Genomic DNA, 21018 nt, shown 5'->3' with positions numbered 1-21018 from the left:
GCCAATCGTAGGGGCCGCATGCATGCGGCCCGCGGATGCCCGCGGCGGCAGGCCGGTTTTCAAATCATAGTACCCGTTCTCCTTGCTCTGTAGGGCGGGGTCAAGACCCCGCCCTACAAACCGTCGCGCACGCGCCCCTTTGTTTTCCACCTTTCGGCCAATCGTAGGGGCCGCATGCATGCGGCCCGCGGATGCCCGCGGCGGCAGGCCGTTTTTCAAATCATAGCACCCGTTTTCCTTGCTCTGTAGGGCGAGGTCTTGACCCCGCCGCGCAGAACTTACCGCCGCCCGGAACTTTCCGGGCTATAGTACCCCTCCCCCACCAAAAAAATTTCCTCACTTTTTAATCAAATAATCAAAAACTGTTCAAATTTTGCCGGTTTTGTAACAAGTCGGCAACATCTGCCGTTATAGTATATAGATGTCAGAAGTCGAAAGGGGGGCTGCCCGATGCCGGACGACCGAATCACAGGGGGCCAGCAGGCCCAACAGGCCCGCAGGCTGCGGGTGCAGGGCGCGCTGCGGCGCGCCCGCCGCCAGCAGCGCGGGGTTTTCCGCTTTAAGGATGTCTGCATTGATATGCGCGCCCGCCGCGTCTGGCGTGCCGGGCAGGAAGTGGACCTCACCCCGCGGGAATACGCCCTGTTGGAAACGCTGGTCCTCAACCGCAACATTGCGCTGACCCGCGGCCAACTGCTGGCCGACGCCTGGGGGTACGACTACGTGGGCGAAAGCCGCACCGTGGACGTGCATATCAACCGGGTGCGCCGCAAACTGGGCCTGGGGCAGGAGATCCAGACCGTGTTCAAGGTCGGCTACCGGCTCAACACGCGGGGTCCTGTGTGAGCGCCCAGCGCGCTTCGACGGCGGCCCGTTCCCGCGCGGCCAGGTCCTCCCACTGGGGATTGGCCCACAGCGAGGCGTATCGGTACAGACCCGCGCCGTCATAGCCCAGGTCCGCCAGCGCCGCAAGCTGGTCCGCCAGCGCGTGGCCGGAAAGCCACTCCCCTTCCGGGCCGGTGGAACCGTCCCCGTCCCCGATGCGGTAGGCCCCCAGCCCGCCGTACAGCGCCACGCCCTCCGCACGGGGCAGCGCCGCCCACTGGGCGGCCAGCGTGCCCAGCGCGTGGCCGCCGCTCTCGGATTCATAGGTCAGGCCCCAATAGAACTGGGGCATCACATAGTCTACATAGCCGCCCTCTGCGATCCAGCGGGCGGCGTCGCTGTATTGCCCGTCCCGGCAAAGGTCCAGGTCGGCCAGCGGCGCCACGCCGAACCGCACGCCGTAGGACTGCGTGACCGCATGGCAGGCGGCCATCAGGGCGTCCACGTTCTGCCGCCGCCAGTCGTCCAGCGCCAGCGTGCTGCCGCTGGCGGCATAGTCCACCTCGTCAAAGGCCGGGTCGCTGGTGGGGTAAAAATAATCGTCAAAATGGATGCCGTCGATGTCGTACCCGGCGCAGAGTTCTTCCACCCCGGCCGCCAGGAACGCCCACACTTCGGGGGCGGCGGGGTTCAGGTAAAGCCCCTGCGTGGTGGCGCGGACCCATTCGGGATGCTGCACGGCGGGGCTGCCGTCACACAGGGCGGGCGCGCCGTTTGCCTGTAGACGGTAGGGGTTGATCCAGGCTTCCAGTTCCAGCCCGCGGTCGTGGGCGGTCTGGATCAGGATCTCCAGCGGGTCAAAGCCGGGGTCCTGCCCCTGCACGCCGGTACACAGATGGCTGAAAGGAAAGTATTCGCTGGGGTACAGCGCGTCCCCGAAAGGCCGCACCTGGGCCAGCACCACGGTGGCCCCCAGGGCGGCGATGTCGTCCATCATCCGGGCCGCGTCGAGGGCGAAGGCTTCGGCGCTGGAAAAATCCACCTGCTGCCATTCCAGATAGCTGACCCACACGGCGCGGTAGGGCGTGGCGCGCAGGGGCAGGGCCGAGGGCGACGGGTTCTCACCAGTGGCGGGCGGCGCGGCGGAGGGCGCGGGCCTGTCCCCCGCCCCGGTCAGACGCAGCGGCGCCAGCGCCGCGAACAGCGCCAGCAACAGCGCCGCCAACCCCCATAAAAGCCGCCGCATAGGCAGAGCCTCCCTCCATATGAGCGGGCCGGACCCGCAGGAAACGGCGAACCGGCCGGCCGGCCGCCCGCATTCTGGTACAGTGTATGCGGCGCGGGACAAAAAAATGCCCGCCGCCCTTGGCAGGCGCGGCGGGTTGTGGTATAATAATGAATACTGTGGATGGGGGCCAGTAGCTCAGTTGGTCAGAGCTGGCGGCTCATAACCTGTTAGTTTAACCAAAATATCTTTTTGAAATCACGATATAACGTCATTTTATTTTGCGATACCTTCTAAAAACACCGTTTTGGCTATGGATTGGCTACGAGATGGTGTTTTAGGAGTTCAATAGTATATCTTACGGGCCAGTAGCTCAGCTGGTCAGAGCTGGCGGCTCATAACCGCTTGGTCGCGGGTTCGAACCCTGCCTGGCCCACCAAAAAGAACGTGCCTACGTCATTTTTTAATGATGAGGCACGTTCTTCTTTTATACTCCGTACAATTCACGGCTGAGCTGATTGCGAATGGATTCTTGGCGCTTTTTGTACTGCTGAGTGTAGATCATCAGGGTTGTACTGGGTTGGGCATGGCCTGCTTCAGCAGCTACTGTGGCAACACCAATGTCAGGGTTGGACATCAGGATGCTGACAAAGGTGTGCCGGAACATGTGGGGATGGAGGTGCCGGATACCGGCTTTGTCGCCAATCCTTCTGACGATGCAAGCATAGCTGTCCGGGCTGAGAGGCCATCCATGATCATCGCAGATCACAAAATTGTTGCCCGCCAGCGTTCGAAGGGAATCAGGATATTTGCAGCGTTTCTTTTCGATTGAGTTCTGCCAACTGGCTCCCATCATCTTGCGCTGATATTTCCATAATTCATAACACCTTTTCATGAAGGTCATGAATTCAGGTGCTACGTCTATGTACCGGTCGTTAGATTCTTTGGTTGTGGTCAACTGGTAGCCATACTCATGGAAAACCAGAAGGGATTTATACACATGGACCGTACACTGCGTGAAGTTTATATCTTCCCACGTTAGGCCAGCCAGTTCACCACGTCGCATTCCGGTATTGAGGAGTGCTTGTACGATTGTCTGCTCAAGCATACTGCAATTGGGAAGATAGTTCAGCAACTGTTTTACTTCATCCTCATGCAGACAATCCACAAAGCGGGGACGTGTTCCCCGTGCCGGAAGGGTAAACGCCGGTTGTACCGTACCGTATTGATCACTGGCAAACTGTAAAACCTGACGTGCAAACAGAGCATACTCTCGAAGGGTTTTGCGGGTCAATGTCGTTTCAGTACCTTCAATACGGAAAGCCTGTTCCAACTGAACACCCAGCGCTTTGGAAATTTCTTCTGCTGAGTGTCTTGAAACATGTTTACCACGGAAGGCTTCTGCCATTGTGTAGGCGGTTATGTCATGGCCGACTGCCAGTTTGTTAAAGGACTTAGTTTTGTATTTCCTTGCTTCAGGAAGGAGAAATGCCTTTTCATGTACCCTGATGCCATCGTTATCAATTTCCTCCATGAGCCTTTTGTAATCGACCTTGGTGATTTGGGAAACAGGTTTGTCGGCAAACCAGGGGCATACAATGATAATACGGTTGAGGTAGTTTTCTTTGGTCCGGGTCGTATTGGCTTTATTTTTGCGGCTGTCAAAGTCCCCACGGAGTCTGGCGGAAGGTGCTAGGCGCGCTTTACTATCCAATATGTATTCTTTTGCCACTTCCGCAAAGGATTTATTGGCGTCGCTTTTCGCCTGATACACAAGTTCCTGCTCATGCTTTTCAAATTCCATTGCTGCGGCAGTCGCCGCTGCGGTCCTGGTCTTTGAGGTTCTCAGTTTTTGGGGGTCAAAATCAAAGCGGGAGTAGCGCCGCTCTACCTTGCCATCAACCAAGATGTTGGCCGTCAGTTTGAAATACGGCGGTTTGTTCTGCGGGGTCATCAATTTAACAGATGCCATTTTCTTACCTCCTACTGTTTTTGATGCCTCAACTATACCCCTTATCTGGCAAAAGAAGTAGGCTGTCGTTTCAGCCAACGACAGCCTTGACACACATGAATGAATGTGTTATTCTTCCTCCTTTTGGCCATTGTAATAGGCGGCCAAACGCCCAAGATTGATGTACCACTTTACTCCCGACTGGAAAGCCAGACCGGGAACCTCTTTGCAAAGGCGGCGAAGATAGTAGGGCGGCAACCCCATAATTTCGCTTGCCTTCTTGATGCTGACAACCTGGGGTAACACTACTTTTTCAATCTCAATATCCGTTTCCGGCGTTTTTTCAGCAGAAGATTCGACGTACTTCATGAATCCTGGCACCTCCTTTTCAGATCCTTGTATCAATGCAAATTGATCTCACATGAACGGTGGCCAATGATGCCAGTATAAAACGGCACACTGACCACCGTGGTATCTAAGATCAATTTCGCATCCTTTTCGACACTACTTCCCGGATGCTGGGCGACGTTTCGGCTCGGCGTTGGGACGCTCCCGCTTCCTGCTTACTTTGCAGTCCCTCTGCAGTCTTGCGATAGCACTGAGGGGCGTATCATGATTACCTGCCCTTTCATCGCATTGGTGAGATTCCACCCTCACCGTGACGGCAAATGCTGATCGCTCCACCATCGCCGGAGATTCACCTCCTCCTTGGCGTGGTATCTTGGCGGCAATCCCGTCCGTGCTGACCGACGCTCCGTGGGTTGCGGCCAGGCAGGCTTTATGTAGCCGAAATGTCGGATATTTGCTTTTTCAAGGTGCAGGAGAGGTTTTGGGGGAAGCCTAAATTTACCTCTCACTAATATGCACGCAAAAGGACAAAAAGCGAGACACGTTTCAATACAGTTCTTTCAGCAATTTTCCTAGCCGTTTCAACCCACGCTGAAGGGTGATTTGTATCGTTCTAGGCGTCACGTGCTCTGCCAAAGCAATTTCTTTACAAGATTTACCAAGGAAATAGCGGGAGTAGATATGCTGTCCTTGTTTGATAGGGAGTTTGGCAAGGGCCTCATTCAACTGCTGCATAGTTAATTTTCGCTCGTAAATTTCTTCTGGCGACTCCTCATGGAAAACAACATAGTTCTCAATGCCATTGCCATATTCCAGCGAGTAGAACGCTTTGGCCCGCAGCCGCCGCATATAGTAACTTTTTTCATCTCGCAAGGATTGCTCCAGTACGTCCGCCACCTCATCCGTGACGAGCACCAAATTGCTTTCGCCGTACAATTCAGGTTTGCGGTAGTATTTTTTCAGATCAATGGTTTTCATAGGCACCTCCGTCAATTTTGGCTTTCATCAAAATGCGGAGGTAACCGGTGGTGCCCTGGGCCAGATAAAAAAGAAAAAAGACCTCTTACAAACCGACCATTTCCCGATTCCAACGTAATGGAAAATTATGGGATATTTGGTGGTATTTTGTAAGAGGTCGTAGAATGTTGTCGAAATGAAATAAGGGGCGATCTGATTTCTCAGATGCCCCCTGCTCAGCTCATCACGCTAGAGGAACAAGTTGCTGTGCTACTTGCCTTAACCATTCTTCCCCTTCCTTCCTCGTCAAGTCGTGTTTATTTTGACCCACACAGCTATATATAGTGTTACTTTATAACTAAATCATACTATATATTGTTTGCAAGACTTGTCGAGTTATGGAAAAATATGGAAAACAATGTCATTCTCTCTGCGTGATTCACTATGGAAATCCACCCGAAAAAGTCCGGGTTTTGCGCTTTCAGAGCCTCATAATGGGATTGCTCTGGGTTCTGTCCATCTGCGCTCTCCGGCTGCTCCAGGGCGGCAGAAAGCCGATCATAAGACTTGTCGTTCCGCTTGAGCCATTGGTTGTACCGTCCAGTTGCAAAATGCGCCCGTAGTAGGTGATCGCACCGTTGTCCTCGATTACAACGGAAATGTATTCATTCGTCCCTGTCTGTGCATCGGAGTAGGAAAATACGATGGTAGGAAGGAGATGTCATAGCACTTCCCTCCCTCGTTCAGATTTGTTTGTGGCTTTTTTCACCTCGATTTACATAGCGGATGAAGCGGTCAAAAGCTGCCTCGCCATCCATATTTCTCTTATAGACACCAGCATGCTCCAGTACCTTGGCAAACACCTTGCCAACTTCCAGCTTCAGAATGCATGCGGTATTGTCCGTTGTAAACGTATGGGTTTCCTTTAACTGCTGAACCCACTTAGCGTGCTTCTCCAGCTCGCCAGTAATGGGCTTGTCCATCAAAATGGCTTCTTCCAGGTCTGCCAGTTCCTGCTTCAGTCTGGAGGGCAGCACAGCCAGACCCATCACTTCGATCAGGCCGATATTCTCCTTCTTGATATGATGCAGCTCTGCATGGGGATGGAATACGCCCAGAGGATGTTCCTCCGTGGTAATGTTGTTACGCAGGACCAGATCCATCTCGTAGTCCTCTCCCCTGCGGCGGGCAATGGGCGTGATGGTATTATGGGGTTCACCGTTGGTTTCCGCGAAGATAAAGGCATCTGCATCAGAATAACCGCGCCAGGACTGCAGGATATGGTCTGCCAGATCCGCGATCCGCTGCTTGTCCGGGCAGGTCAGACGGATGACACTCATGGGCCACTTCACGATGCCTGCCTTCACATCCTCAAAGCCATTGAAGACGATCTTACGCTCCACGGGGGACTTCTCCATGGGGAAGGTATAGCATCCACCCTGGAAATGCTCATGGCTCAGGATGCTGCCGCCCACGATGGGCAGGTCTGCATTACTGCCGATGAAATAGTGAGGGAAGATGGTGACGAAGTCCAGCAGCTTCTCGAAGGCTGCCTTATCGATTTTCATAGGAGTGTGCTCCGCATTAAATGCAATGCAGTGCTCGTTGTAATAGACATAGGGGCTGTACTGCAAGTACCAGGGTTTACCGCCAATGGTGATGGGAATGATCCGGTGGTTCTGCCGGGCGGGATGATTCATCCGGCCTGCATAGCCTTCGTTCTCAGCGCACAGCTGGCACTTGGGATATCCGGACTGAGGTGCCGCCTTGGCTGCGGCAATAGCCTTGGGGTCCTTTTCAGGCTTGCTCAGGTTGATGGTCACATCCAGCGTGCCGTAATCCGTCACAGTCTTCCAGCGCATATCCTTCTGGATCCGGTAACGGCGGATGTAATCGGTATCCTGAGAGAACTTGTAAAACCAGTCTGTGGCAGTCTTGGGATTTTCCTCATACAGCGCTTCGAAGGTGCTGCGCACTTCTCTGGGAGGCGGGGTCAGGATTCCCATCAGTTTGGTATCATAAAGATCCCGGCTGGTGATATCATCGGAGATGATACCTCTATTCACTGCGTCATCCGTCAGATTCTTCAGGATCTGCTCCAGAGGCATGGGACGGACTTCTGCAGGTTCAAAACTATCCAGCTGCTGGGGAGTAAGCAGCTGGTTTATAATAAACGCCTTGTCGCAGGGCTCGATCAGTTTCCTGTCCAAGCCATACTGCACCAAAGCGGAAATATTCTCATTGATGTTCGTATAAAACACTCCTTTAAATTCCTTTTCGAAAGATTTTTCTTATGCCTTGCGGGAAGCCAGCAGAGCCTGTTTTGCCTTTTCAACATTCAGCTTGGTCAGCAGGAAGGTGACCAGTGCACAGAAGATTGCGGGCAGCCACAGGTACATAACATTCAGCATGGTAATCACGGAGTCAGGCTGAACAGCGGCGCCGCCTTCAATGAATCCTGCGGCAGCCAGCAGCCAGCCGGAGATTGCGGTACCCAGGCCACCGCCGATCTTAACACCCAGAGAGGTGCAGGAGTACATGGTGCCGTCGATACGCTTGCCAGTGGTCAGATAGGTGTAGTCAGAAGCAGAAGCGATAACCGCATTCAGGTCGCCCTGCAGGGGGCACATACCCAGGGAAGCCACAGCGGTGAAAACCAGCATCATGGGGACACTGCCCATGTAAGCAGCCACGATCACCAGGATTCTTGCAACGGTAGCCAGAGCGTAGCCGCTATAGTTGATCTTGTACATGCCGCCCAGCTTTGCAACCAAAGTGGGCACCAGCAGCAGGCCGATGATCATGGGGATGTTCAGTGCAGCGGCGAACTTGCCCATCAGGTTTGCATCTTTCAAAACATAGGTCATGTAGTAGGTACCAACACCGGTAAAGGCGGTGTACAGCTGAGTCAGCAGATAAACGCCCAGGATCAGCAGATAGAACTTGTTCTTGACCAGCAGACCGGCTGCCTCACGCAGGGTGTACTTCTCAGCGGGAGCGGAGGTGTCCTTCTTGGTTTCGTTTTCGTCCTCGGGCAGCTCCTTCAGGGACAGGACAGAGATGGTGTTGGAGATGATACCGATGACGACATAGATCAGAGCGACGATTCGCCATGCGGCGGCATCATTACCGAAGTGTGCAACAAGACCGAAGGTAACAGCCTGGATGATGGTGCTGGTGGTGAATGCGAAGACGAAGCGGAGGGAACCCAGCTGAACACGCTCGTTTTCATTCTTGGTAACCAGAGCGGTCAGTGCGGAGTAAGCGATGTTGTTTGCGGTGTAGAAGCCGGCATTCAGCATCACGTAGAAGATGAAGAAGAAGGCGTACTGTGCGGTCTTGCCCCAGGAAGTGGGAATGGAGAAGATTGCGAACAAGCAGACACCGCAGCCCAGGTAAGGCCACAGCATCCAGGGACGGGCCTTACCCATTTTGGTGTGGGTCTTATCGATCAGGGAGCCGAAAATCACATCAGAGATGCCGTCGAAGATCTTGGCAACTGCCATCAGGGTGCCGATAATGCCGGGGTTCAGTCCGATGGTGTCGGACAGGTAGATCATAACGAAGAAGGTCAGGAACGCATACACCACATTACCTGCAATGTCACCGGAGCCGTAGCCGATCTTGTTATACCACTTCAGATATCTCTTTTCGTTCATAATTATTCTCCTTAATATATTTTGTTTGTTTCATTTTGGGTGGGGTTTCCCCCACTCACATTTCTTACTTGGATTCGGGGATGAGACGGATGCTGAAGTCGATGGTTTCATCGGTCAGGCGGTACTTTTCCATCAGCTCGGGACCGCAGCTGTTGGAGCCGATGCCATTGTGCTTATAGTCCAGGCACAGGACAGTGCTGCCGGATTCCTCCAGTTCGAAGTTGTGACCCTTATTGGTCAGCTCTTCCTGAGTGTAGTGGGATGCGTTGAAGCTGAAGCCTTCAGTGCTGACAACGGTCATACGCAGGTCTTCGCTTTCCAGAACTGCGTAGTCGCAGTCGCCGTGGGCACCGTTCTCCTGGGGCCGGATGTAATCTTCATGCAGACCGGTGACAGTATCGGTGAACAGGCCATGCCATGCGGCGTTACGCTTGTCCACATAGTTCTCCATGGGGCCCAGACCGTAGTAGGTGACATTTTCCAGCTGCTCAGGCAGGAACATTCTCAGGCCGAACCGGGGCAGCTCAGGGAATTCGGGGTTCCGCTTTGCCAGGATGTCTACGGTGATGGCACCGGTGACGCTGACGGTCCAATCCAGCTCGATGTTGATGAACTTCTGAATGGTGGTAGCAGCGATGGATACATTGGAGTGGATTCTAACTTCGTTTTCGGTAGCCACAAAGTGGGTGCTGTAGGAGCGGGTAGCCATGTGATCGTAATAGGCAGCCATCCAGTGCAGCTTCAGCTTGCGGTCATTATCGGTGGGTGCTCTCCAGATGTTGAAGTTCATGGGCTTGTCCAGGACTTCCTTGCCGTCGAAGGTCATCTTGGCAAACATACCGGTGAACTTATCATACTTGTAAGTAAAGGTCTTGGTGCTGATGGTGATGTAACGGTCGCCTTCGGTGGTGGTGATGGACTCCTCACTGACGGGCTTTGTTTTCCAAATCTGCAGGGCAGTCTGGTTCCGGTCATCTGCATTTTCCAGCTTGACTTCGTCGAAGCCCAGGTCGAAGCCCTCGGGCAGGATCTCGGTGGCATTTTTCAGCTTGTAGGAGATCTTCAGGTAGCAGCGGCCCTTTTCGGGGATCTCGATGCTCAGGGGGATGGTGCCGTCGCAGTGAGGAGCAACTGCGGGGAGCTTTTCGATCTTGCCGCTGGCCACGATCACACCGTCACAGCTGACTTCGTAGGTTGCGGTGGCATAATCGGACAGGCTGACAAAGTCCATGTAGTTGTGGACGGTCAGCTGGCCAAACTTGGCATCGTAAGCTTCAACACGGGCAGGACGGTGAACATTCTTGTATTCCATCAGGCCGGTGCCGGGAGTTCTGTCGGGATAGACCAGACCGTCGACACAGAAGTTGCCGTCGTGAGGCCACTCACCGCTGTCGCCGCCGTACAGATACTTTGCCTTGCCGTTCTCGGCTACACCTGCGTAGATTGCGTGGTCACACCACTCCCAGACGAAGCCGCCGCACATGATGTCGTGATCCTGGATGAACTGCCAGTAGTCTTCCAGGTCGCCGGGGCCGTTACCCATGGCGTGTGCATATTCACACATCAGGAAGGGCTTGTCGGGGTTGGAGTCCAGGTAGCGCTGCAGGCGCTCCATGGAGGGGTACATATCGCTGTACAGGTCGATGTTGGAGAAGTCGTACTTGCGCTTGCGGCTGCGGTACTGGGAGCTTTCGTAGTGGGTCAGGCGAGCAGGATCGAAGTGCTTGGTCCAGGCCAGCGCCGCCTCGAAGCAGCAGCCGTAGGAACTTTCATTACCCATGGACCAGCAGATAACGGAGGGGCGGTTCTTATCTCTCTGGACGCAGCGCTGGGTGCGGTCCATAGTTGCTTCCAGGAAGTCGGGGTTATCTGCGAAGGGCTCGTTCCAGGTTTCCACGTGGTTCTCCCAGATGTCGTTCTCCTTACAGTACAGAGCGGAAGCGCCGTGGCTTTCGTTGTCAGCTTCGTCGATGACCATAAAGCCGTACTGGTCGCAGAGCTGGTAGAACATGGGAGCGTTGGGATAGTGGCTGGTGCGAACTGCATTGAAGTTGTATTCCTTGATCATCCGCAGATCCCGCTTCATGTGCTCGACGCTGATCACAGGGCCGGTTACGGGATCGGAGTCGTGCCGGTTGACACCCCGGAACTTGATGGGGCTGCCGTTGAGGAACACCATGTTGTTCTCAATGTGGATGGCCCGGAAGCCGATGCGGTCGGTGATGACTTCGTCGGGAGTTTCCAGGATCAGGGTGTACAGGTAAGGCTTTTCGGGATTCCAGAGGGTGGGATTCTTCACCGTGAAGACTGCCTGATGGGTGTAGGCACCGCCATCGAACACCTTAACAACACCGGTTCCGACAGACTTATCAGCCGCATTCAGCAGCTTTACCTTGGTGGGGACGAACTCACCGTTGTAGGCAAACCGGATACGGACGGTGGCTTCCTCTTCATCCAGCAGCGTGGTGGTGAAGTAGTCCCGAATGCAGTTTTCAGGACGCTTCAGGATGTACACATCCCGGAAGATGCCGGAAGTACGGAACTTGTCCTGATCTTCCAGGTAGCTGCCGTCACACCACTTCAGGACCAGAACTGCCAGAGTGTTCTTGCCTTCTTTGACAGTCTCGGTGATGTCAAACTCGGAGGTGGAGTGGGAGACTTCGCTGTAGCCCAGGAAGGTGCCGTTGAGCCAGACGTAGAAGCAGGAGTCAACACCCTCGAAGTTCAGGTAGGCCTTGGGGGCATCTGCATTGCCTTCATAGACAAAATCGTACAGATAAGCACCGCAGGGATTTTCATAAGGAACATAGGGAGGGTCTGCCGGGAAGGGATAGCGGATGTTGGTGTACTGGTGCTGGTCGTAACCGTGGTTCTGCCAGACGCTGGGGACGGGGATCATATCCCAGCCGGATGCATCGTAGTTTTCTTCGTAGAACTTATCTTCGAAGTCGTGGATGCACGCGCAGTACCGGAACTTCCAGTTGTCATTTAACAGCTGGAACCGGTCAGAATTCTCCCGGTTCTCCACAAGATCATCCATTCTCTTAGATGCCGGGATGAAGTAGGAGCGGTTAGGAGTTGTGCCTACATGATGGGTATGCAGGTCTTCGAAGTATGCAGGAATGATCATAGATTTCTCCTCCGTTTTTTGTTTTGCCGTTTTTTAACTTCTGGCTGTATTATAGAAATAATTTGCAAAAAAATGAATAAACTAGAATGGACAAAACCTACACAAAATGATACTATGTAGAAAAGTGTAGTTTTCAGTTTCCCTTGTTTTTCCATGTTTTCCGAACAATATCCATGCTCACAAGCATATTGTACAAAAACAGAATAGGAAGATTGTACAATGTATATAAACTCCGGTTACCTGAATAATTCCAGATTGCCTTTCAAGGACAAATCCAAGCCTCTCATTGTGGGCAGCTGCGGTACATACCGCCTGCGCACCAAAGAGCGACTGCCCACCTGGCGTCCCAGAGGCCGTTTGGACTATCAGTTACTGTATGTGGCTTCCGGTAAGACTGTCTTCTATTTTAATGGAGAACCAAAAGAGGTTGCCGCAGGACACATGATACTTTTCCATCCCCGCCAGGAACAGCATTATGAATACTTTGCGGTGGATCGCCCGGAAGTTTATTGGGTACACTTTACCGGCTCTGATGTTAGAAACATCCTGAGACATTATGATATTCCTCTCGACCGCAATGTAATCTACTCCGGTTCCTCTGCTACCTATGCTTATTTGTTCAAGGAAATGATCAATGAGCTGCAAACCTGCCGGACCGGATATCAGGAACTTTTGGAAATGTATCTGCGCCAGATTTTCCTGCTGGTGCAGCGCAGCTGGGAAGAACGGAAACCCACTGTCAGTTCTTACCTGCAGGAAGAAATTGATTATGCCCGGAAGTATTTTAACGAGCATTACAACGAAGATATCAGTATCGAGGAATATGCTCAGTCCAGAGGAATGAGTGTCAGTTGGTTCCTACGGAATTTCAAGCAAATGACTATGAAATCTCCCATGCAGTACATACTGGCCATTCGAATCAATAACGCTGTCAGCCTTCTGGAAACCACGGACTACAATGTGACAGAAATATCCACTATTGTCGGTTATGAGAATCCTCTTTATTTCAGCCGTATTTTCAAGAAGCAGAAAGGTGTTTCCCCTTCTGAGTACCGTAAAATGCTTCAGGGAGAAGCAATAGCCAACAGTTCCAATGAATAAAACACTTATACAAATGCAAAACGACGGTCTGACTTTACAGACCGTCGTTTTGCATTGGAATATTGAAAGAAGGAGAAATAATTGTACTGTTTTAATAAGGGATGTTAGGCTGCCACGGTTTCCGGCCAATAGCTGCGGATCAAAAATATGCAACAGCTGTATATTCTTTTCGCTATGACTTTGAAGCTGCGTTTTATGCAGTACATTTGCGTTTACCATCCCGGCTGAACCTGCGGGAAATACCAGCGTTTCGTGTGGCGTGTAATATTTCAGTTCGCCACTCTCCATGTAAAACAGTTCTATGGCATTGTGCCAGTGCCACGGGACAAATGGCTCACGATAGGAATCCAACTCTGCTTGTGAAGCAATATATGGAAAATCAGGTGTGTCATAAGGGAGCTTTTCCTCTTTGCTACCAACCTGAAATTCAAGGCTGTGGGTGATTTTCATACAAGCACCTCGTATTATTAAAGAGTAGTATTTATACCCCCCTTGTATTATACCGTCTACCATGATATTGGCTGTGAGTTTATAGTAGGCAGGTTTGTTTTGTGGAGTGACCAGTTTTGCAGATGCCATTTTATGAAACCTCCTGTGTTTTGTTTTACAATACAACAATACACGATCAGGGAAAAAAGTGGCAGGCTGCCGTGGAAGGCTACGACAGCCTTGACAACCTGGTTTGGTTGTGCACGGTCATTCCTCAGGATGTTTGTTGTAGTAGTCTGCCAGCCGTCCAAGATTGATATACCATTTTACGCCGGACTGAAACGCCAGACCAGGAACTTCTTTGCAAAGGCGCCGCAGATAGTAGGGTGGCAAGCCCATAAGTTTACTGGCTTGTTTGATGCTGGCAATTTGCGGTAGCACAACTTTTTCCATCTCATACCCAGTTTCTGCCGATGATTCTTTATCCATAGCAGAGATCAGCTCCTTCCTTACATTATTTATATATATTAGAGATAGGGAAATTTTCGTGGATGAATTCCACATGAACAGCGGCCACCGTTAGGCACTGAAGTGCAAAAAATACGGTGACCGCCGTGGTATCTAAAATTCATCACGCATCCTGTTCGACACTACTACCCGGATGCAAGGCGACATTTCAGCCTGGCGTGTGGCGCTCCCGCTTCCTGCTTACTTGGCAGGCCCTCTGCAGTCTTGCGATAGCACTGAGGGACGTATCATGATACCTGTCCTTTCATGGCATCAGTGAGGGTCCAAAACTCACTTGAAGGCGAATGCTGTTCGCTCCACCGTCGCCGGGGTTTCACCTCCTCGGGGCGCGGCATCCTGGCGGCATTCCCTTCCGTGCTGGCCGTCGCTCCGTGGGTTGCGGCCAGACAGGCTGTATGTAGCTGAAATGTCGGATCTTCAATTTTCAAGGTACGCAGGAGACAAACGGGGGAAGTGAAGTTTGTCTCTTATTAACCATTTCAAAAAACGGCAAAAAGCGAACCTGTAGGATCAAACTTTTTTCAGAATGGCCGCCAGCCGCTTCAGACCGCTGCGCAGGGACTTTTGGATCGCCCGTACCGAAACCTGTTCCGCTAGGGCAATCTCCCGGCAGCTTTTGCCGAGGAAGAAGCGGGCGTAGATATGCTGGCTCTGTTTGACAGGGAGTTTGGCGAGGGCCCGGTTGAGCTGCTGGATGGTCAGCTTTTTTTCATAGAGTTCTTCGGGTGTTTCCTCCCGGAAGAGGATATGGTGTTCAATGCCGTCCCCGCAGTCGAGGGAGTAGTAGGCTTTGGCACGGTAACGGCGCAGGGCGACGTTGTTTTCCTCGCGCACAAACTGTTCCAGCGCGTCAGCTACTTCGTCGGAAACGAGAAGAATGGTGTCCTCTCCCTCATGGAGTGGATGAGCATAATATTTTGTAAGATCAATGGATTTCATGAAAGGGTACCTCCGTCTGATTTTGTCGTTCATGAGAAAGGCAAAACCAGAACGGCGGCCCGCGGGGAAAGATGATAAAAAAGAAAGCCTTTAGTAACGACCTTGCCGGACAGCTTCTGTGTAGCAGAAGGGACAGGCGTGTAGACGTGTTGCTAAAGGTTGCAAAGAGGGGCGTGTTGTGAATGTATACGCAGCTACACGGACCCCCTCTCAGATTGGCTCAATAAAAAAGAAGGACGGCATGGTATTTCACCATGCCGTCCTGTGCATGTTCGTCCGCTTCCCAGTGGGCTTGGATGGGGGCGGCCTCATTATCCTTTACTTATTTTGCGTAGATCTGCGGTCATATTTCAGCAGGAGCAGCAGAAGGAGCGCACCAAAACTGGCTGCTGTTATGAGAAGACAGAGCCCCAGTGGGAATGGATCCGCCGTCTGCGGGATCGAAGAAGGCTGCGTGATGGAGTCCGGCTCAGAAATTTCGGAAACATTCTGCGCGGTGACAGCTTTCTTGTCGTCGGGCCGGGAGGTTGTCTGCCCGCTGTCTCCCTGATCTGGCTGCTGAGGTTCCGCAGGGGTGGGTTGCTCCGGATCGGAGGGGTCACCACCTTCCTCTGGGCTGTCAGGCTCGTCTGGATCGACGGGAGGTTCCGCTTTGTCCGTGAATACCAGTTCTATAGTTCTGGTGGTTTCACCCCGGAAAAAGTCAATGACAAAGTTCAGTGTAACAGTACCCTCCTGCTTGGCAGTCAGCGTGTTACCGTCCAGTATGGCGCCGGCGGTGTTTTCGGCAATCGTCCATTTATAACGGAACAGGTCACTGTTGCCGTCACCGCCCGTAGCTGCAAACCCTAAGTCCACAGCCTGGCCCACTAGGAACTGCATGGCAGTCTCCGAATATTCAGTACCGTTCACGGTCAGAGTCAGTTTTTCATTGGTGTTGGGAGGTCCGACCAGGACTTTTACATCCTGGAAGATCGTCTCATCCACAGCTGACTGAATGCGGATGCTGCCGTTGACGGTTTCCACACTATCGGCTTTACCATATTCCACAAATTTGCCTTCATGAATGGCAATAGTGCCTTCGTTATCTACCGTGATCCAATCCTTCAATTCATCCGAAACGGTGTAGGTCACCGTCTGGTCAGCGGCAGTAGGATAAACGGTGGGGAAAAGTTTGGCGGTGGCGCTCAGCGCACCTTCCACCGGCACCAGTTTGATGCCGTCCACCGCGTTCAGGTTGACGCAGTTGACCGTATATTCGATACTGGCCGGGGCTACCGAAGTGCCATACACCGAGAAGTTGTCGATGGATGTGGTCCAGGAGGCAGCCGAGCGGAAGTAGTGGGAGAACACGAGGGCCCCCACATTGTCTGCATAGTCAACCGTAGGATCCATGGGCAGGTCAGAGACTGTCTGGCTCTTGGAAGGATCTGCTGCATCGGTGACGGTGAAGCTGATCGTCCGGCCGGTGAAATTCAGAGTAACCCGGATGTGATAGATCTGGTCATCACCGGTCAGCAAGCCATCCAGTTCCTCACAGTCGGCAAAGGTAGCTGCATTGGGGCCCAGACCTCCGTGGATGTAGTTGAAGTTCTTGCCGCTGCTGGGGAAGGCCGTGGAACCATCCTTATAGTAATAGGCCATGGGGGCCTGCTTGCCGTCCAGTGTGGGGAAGGCTGCCAGCGCCAGCCAGGAGTTGCCGTTGGCATCCTCCAGCGAGATGTGGGCACCGCGGTAGTGGGTATCCGGGGTGAAATGGCCTACGTTCCAGTCGAAATCTACCACGACGGTATCGCCGCTGACGGCGGAAAATTTGCGCCGGTTCTGAGAGGTGGCGCTGCCGGTGCTGCTGCTGACTTTTGCCTGCAGCGACTGTCCTTCGATCCCGTTTTCCACCACTGCAAAGGTGAAGGTGTTCCCATCGGTGAAACCACCGCTGGTATCAGGCATATAGTTTTCCCAGTCATCACTGATCACCGGCACATGGACAACGGCGGAGTCGGTAAAACCGCCATCGGCAGCCACAGCGGTGATGGTGGCGATACCACCCTGGTGTGCGGTGACCGCGCCATTGGCGTCCACTGTTGCCACTGCCTCGTTGTCACTGGTCCAGGTCACATCGGTGTTGGTCGCCAGATCGGGGGTAAAGTGAGCGGTCAGTTGATAGACTGGCTCAGCGTCACCACGGCCCGCTGCATCGGGGGAAAAGTAGTTGGAGCGGATCCAGACTTCATCTTCGGACAGTTCCATGCCGGTGGCCGGGATGGGGTCGCTTTGCACGACCACCGTGCAGGAAGCAGTAACGCCGCTTCCGTCGTTGGCGGTGGCCGTTACGGTGCCAGTACCTTCTGCCAGCGCTGTGACGGTACCATTCTGATCCACCGAAATGTAGGCTTCGCCGCCAGGCTCCACGCTCCAGGTGACGGATGGATCATGGGCGTTTGCCGGTGTGACCGTCACGGACAGGGTCTTGCTGCTGCCGGTCTGGATGGCCATGACACTGTGGGAGAGCAGCAGCGGTTCCACCAGGATCGGGGTCACCTCCACGGTGATAGTATCGGAGATGGCAGGGTACTGGTCGGAAGCTGCGGTGATCTGAACCGTGCCGGGGGTAAGGGCCGTCACTTTTCCGCTGGCGTCCACCGTCGCCACAGCGGTGTTGCTGCTGGTCCAGTTGATCTTGTAGAAGGTCGCATCGGAGGGGGTCAGTATTGCCTGCAACTGCAGTGTACGGCCGGAGCGCACGGTGGTATCCCCTTGGATCTTTACCCCGGTGAGGGGCGTTTCGATGATCTCGACGGTGAATTGCAGTTCCGGACCACCGTCTGCCGCGGCCGCTTTTACCTGCACCTGTCCGGCTGCACGGGTGTCCAGCTGTACGACAGGGATGGTCTTGGAGGAGGAAAGTTCTGTGGCCAGTGTGCGCATGACCGTATCCTCGGTCTGCCAGGTATCCCCGTACCAATGAGCGATATCTGCGTTGTTCATGGTCCAGCACACCTCACGGCCGGAAGGGTCTCCATCCAGCGCTGTGGTGAACTGGATGGCATCATAGGGGGCGGCGTTCAGGGTCATACCCTCCGTTACAGTGCCGGTTTCGACTTCCTGGCCGTTGTGCAATAGGCGGTAGGTCACAGTTATGCCGCTGGCTGCTACAGGTTCGCCTACGGTCACCTGTACAGTGTCCGAGATGCTGCCCACGGTGGCGGTGATGGTAGCAGTGCCCGGTTTGCACCCTTCCACCACGCCGCTCTCATACACTCGGGCGATGGAAGGATCGCTGGAGGTATATATGACGCGGTACTGGCTGAGAAGTGCGTTCTCCGGTGCGATGGTCTGATGTAGCCGCTTCCGTTCCCCCACCGCCAAGGTAACGGTATCCTGGGAAAGGGTGATGGAGGAGGCCTGGGCGACGTTGTGGGTGTCGGCGGTGGAGCTCAGCGGGGTATAAACACTGCTGCTCACTGCCTTGGAAGCGCCGCGGTGGAGATAGGCGTACAGGCCCTCGGTCATATCGCCGGACTTGCCCGGCTGGCTGCTGCCCATCTCCTGGATGGAAGTGTCTCCGCCATTGAACAGCGAGCGCTGTGTATCGCTGATGGCTTCGCCCAGTTTGTGTCCGGCTCCGTACACGCCGATGGCTTCACTGTTCCAGTAGTAGAATCCGCGGGTCACGCCGGTGGGATTGGGCACATCCATGGGGGCCTGAATATAGTCCAGCAGATAATTGTATTGGCCGTTGGGGCTGATGTCAAAATATTTGGTCAGGCCCATGCGGGCACCATCTGAACCGATCATATCTCTTTTTGCGGTGTAGGAAAATCCGGTTTCCACATTGATATAATCGTAATCAGCCAGAGTGTCGTTCGCAAGGGCGGCTTTCATCATGGTCAGCTGGACCGAGGTATCCCGTCCGCCGTACAGGGAGAAGCCCATGCCGTCGAATTCGGCACCATATCCCAGCAAGCGGCCGAAGAAGCTATCCAACTGTTTGGGGTCATACCCTGTGTTCGTGTGGATGGTATTGATGGCGCCCGGGTATACCTTGCGCACGGCGCGGCTGGAGGCGGTGATGATGGCCGCATGGTTCTGCGAGATACCGCTCGCCACAGGGAACAGCAGTCCGCCGTTCTGTTCGTTGCCGTTTTTCACGGTGATGATGTTATCCACCCCGGCTGCTTTCATATCGGTGAGGAAATCATACACATAGTTGTAGACAGCAGTCTCCAGCATCTGAATATCCGGGTTGGAAAGGTTCCCCTCATAGTCAGATTCCAGCCATTCATAGGGCATGTGGGCCTTGGCGGCGCTGATCCAGGTATCGCTATAGTGGAAGCTGGGGGAGAAAGTCATGCCCAATTCTTGGCAGCGCAGGGCCAGGGCGGTGGTATGGGTCTCGTCAAAATAACCGATGACCTGCTGCCGCCCGGTAACATATTCGCCATCGAAGCCGGTAACGGTGGTGCCCAGGTGGGTCAGCGCGTCCCAGGTATAGACTTCGTTACCGGAGTGGACGAAGATCATCGCCATGACCGAGTTGACGCCGTGGTTGGACAGGATTCGCAGGGCATCCTGCTGTACGCCGTTGGCAAAATACTTGCCGCCGCAATCCTCGATCACCTGCAGGAAGGACATGTCCGCCCCTTTGATATAGGTGTTGTCTACCTGGAACACATCAAAGTTGTCCACATAGGCAAAGTGCGAACCGTTGGAAGTCCAGTCATCGGCCAGATGGGTGGTATCTACCTGGTCGGGGTTCGGGCGCTGCCAGCCGTTGGGGTAGGGGGTTTCGCTGCCGAAGGTGTTTTCGTATACGGTGACGGAATCCTTGTATGCCTCGTCAAAGATCGTGTTGGCATACAGCTCCACCTGGGTCTGCTCCGGCCCGGTGTGGAAGGCGATGGTCACCAGCGAATAACCCGCTGTGGCAGAAGGCGCCTGCCGCAACACAGTGCCGTCCGCGCCACGTACGCCCAGATTGACGCGGTTGCCAGTGGAGGTGCGTTCCACCAGCAAGCCCATCAGGGTGCTGCCGTCCAGGCTGTACTGTTCGGTGGAGGTAAAGGTATCCTCCAGGTCCACCTTCATACGCACGGTGGCAATGTAGTCGGTATCCGGCTGCACCGCAATGGTCTGGCGCACCTCGCTCTGGTCAGCCAGCTGTACGGCCTGGCTGCCGGTATCCGCAGCATCGGTCAGGGCAACCGTGCCGGTGGTCTGCCAGCCCTCCAGGCCGGATTCAAACCCCCAGTTGGTCACAGGGTTATTGTCATCGGCGTCCAGTGTGATCTGGATGTCGTCGATACAAAGGCCATCGGTATCATTGACAAAGGTCAGCGTCATCTGACCGTTATAGACCAGAACATTGCGATGGGCTGCCTGCACCCAGCCACTCTGGCCGGAGAGGGCGTTGTCCAGCTTGAGCACCGAGTCAGGGCCGCCGGTGCCGCTGACTGTCATGCGCCCGCCGCTGGCGCTGCCCTTGGCCCACAGGCTGACGGTGTAGCTGCCCTGCGGCAGATCGTTGACAGTGATGGAAGCACTGCCGTCTTTGTTGATGGTCAGACCGTTGGAACCGCCGTGAGCGTCCGCTGTGACAGAGGCGTTGGATAACGTCCAAGCGGCGGTATCCGATTCTTCAAAGGTAAATTCGGTCTGGCTGGTGCCGGATGGTTCATAAGGATCTTCCGGTTCTGGCTCGGGCTCCGGCTCCGGTTCCGGCTCCGGTTCAGGTTCCGGCTCAGGCTCGGGCTGGTCTGATTCGGGAGCGAAGGACAGGTCATAGAGCAGGATGTCCGAAGCATTGACGGCATACACCGCAAAACCGTACACATGACCGGCTTGCAGGGACATTGTGCCACTGTCGCTGCCGGAAGTCGTTTCCACAGCGGCCAGCGGGTCGCCGGTTTTCTGCAACTGGGTCAGG

Annotated in this window: 12 protein-coding genes and 1 tRNA gene; 3 read left to right on the top strand and 10 right to left on the bottom strand. The window is 54.1% G+C overall.

Annotated elements, in window-relative coordinates:
* Positions 1-450: 450 nt before the first annotated feature.
* Positions 451-846: a winged helix-turn-helix domain-containing protein gene (locus Q0526_RS00735; RefSeq protein WP_298729874.1), complete on the top strand. Its 396-nt coding sequence runs from the start codon at positions 451-453 to the stop codon at positions 844-846.
* Here Q0526_RS00735 and Q0526_RS00730 read toward each other — a convergent pair.
* Positions 824-2071, bottom strand: a complete 1248-nt coding sequence (locus tag Q0526_RS00730) for a family 10 glycosylhydrolase (RefSeq protein WP_298729872.1) — start codon at positions 2069-2071, stop codon at positions 824-826. The genes Q0526_RS00735 and Q0526_RS00730 overlap by 23 nt on opposite strands.
* A 341-nt stretch (positions 2072-2412) precedes the next feature.
* On the opposite strand from Q0526_RS00730, the gene Q0526_RS00725 reads away from it, so the two are divergent.
* Positions 2413-2489, top strand: a tRNA-Ile gene (locus tag Q0526_RS00725).
* Positions 2490-2537: 48 nt separating this feature from the next.
* Here the strand turns inward: Q0526_RS00725 and Q0526_RS00720 are convergent.
* The 6 genes from Q0526_RS00720 to Q0526_RS00695 form a co-directional block, all read right to left on the bottom strand.
* Positions 2538-4022 carry a site-specific integrase gene (locus Q0526_RS00720; protein ID WP_298729871.1) on the bottom strand — a complete coding sequence of 495 codons (1485 nt, stop codon included), beginning with the start codon at positions 4020-4022 and terminating at the stop codon, positions 2538-2540.
* A gap of 108 nt (positions 4023-4130) precedes the next feature.
* A complete protein-coding gene (locus tag Q0526_RS00715; RefSeq protein ID WP_298729868.1) occupies positions 4131-4370 on the bottom strand; it encodes a hypothetical protein in 240 nt (79 codons plus the stop codon).
* A gap of 525 nt (positions 4371-4895) precedes the next feature.
* The gene (locus Q0526_RS00710; RefSeq protein WP_298729866.1) at positions 4896-5327 is read right to left on the bottom strand and encodes a sigma factor-like helix-turn-helix DNA-binding protein; all 432 of its coding nucleotides are present in this window, start codon (positions 5325-5327) and stop codon (positions 4896-4898) included.
* A gap of 722 nt (positions 5328-6049) precedes the next feature.
* Positions 6050-7567, bottom strand: coding sequence for a UDP-glucose--hexose-1-phosphate uridylyltransferase (gene galT / locus Q0526_RS00705; RefSeq protein WP_298729864.1), 1518 nt, complete (start codon positions 7565-7567; stop codon positions 6050-6052).
* 30 nt (positions 7568-7597) lie between these two features.
* Positions 7598-8965, bottom strand: a complete 1368-nt coding sequence (locus tag Q0526_RS00700; protein ID WP_298729862.1) for an MFS transporter — start codon at positions 8963-8965, stop codon at positions 7598-7600.
* A gap of 64 nt (positions 8966-9029) precedes the next feature.
* Positions 9030-12095 carry a glycoside hydrolase family 2 TIM barrel-domain containing protein gene (locus tag Q0526_RS00695; protein WP_298729860.1) on the bottom strand — a complete coding sequence of 1022 codons (3066 nt, stop codon included), beginning with the start codon at positions 12093-12095 and terminating at the stop codon, positions 9030-9032.
* 219 nt (positions 12096-12314) lie between these two features.
* On the opposite strand from Q0526_RS00695, the gene Q0526_RS00690 reads away from it, so the two are divergent.
* Positions 12315-13196 (top strand): AraC family transcriptional regulator, encoded by an 882-nt coding sequence (locus Q0526_RS00690; RefSeq protein WP_204884413.1) that lies wholly within the window; start codon positions 12315-12317, stop codon positions 13194-13196.
* A gap of 696 nt (positions 13197-13892) precedes the next feature.
* On the opposite strand, the gene Q0526_RS00680 is transcribed toward Q0526_RS00690, so the two are convergent.
* The 3 genes from Q0526_RS00680 to Q0526_RS00670 form a co-directional block, all read right to left on the bottom strand.
* The gene (locus Q0526_RS00680; RefSeq protein ID WP_298729855.1) at positions 13893-14114 is read right to left on the bottom strand and encodes a hypothetical protein; all 222 of its coding nucleotides are present in this window, start codon (positions 14112-14114) and stop codon (positions 13893-13895) included.
* A 549-nt stretch (positions 14115-14663) separates the two neighbouring features.
* Entirely contained in the window at positions 14664-15092 is a 429-nt protein-coding gene (locus tag Q0526_RS00675) for a sigma factor-like helix-turn-helix DNA-binding protein (RefSeq protein ID WP_298729854.1), read from the bottom strand.
* A gap of 318 nt (positions 15093-15410) precedes the next feature.
* A partial coding sequence (locus Q0526_RS00670; RefSeq protein WP_298729853.1) for an Ig-like domain-containing protein occupies positions 15411-21018 on the bottom strand: 5608 nt, incomplete at its 5' end.

It is taken from the genome of uncultured Subdoligranulum sp., assembly GCF_937890665.1.
Note: the sequence above shows the minus strand (reverse complement) of the source record. Positions and strands in the feature narration are given on the sequence as shown.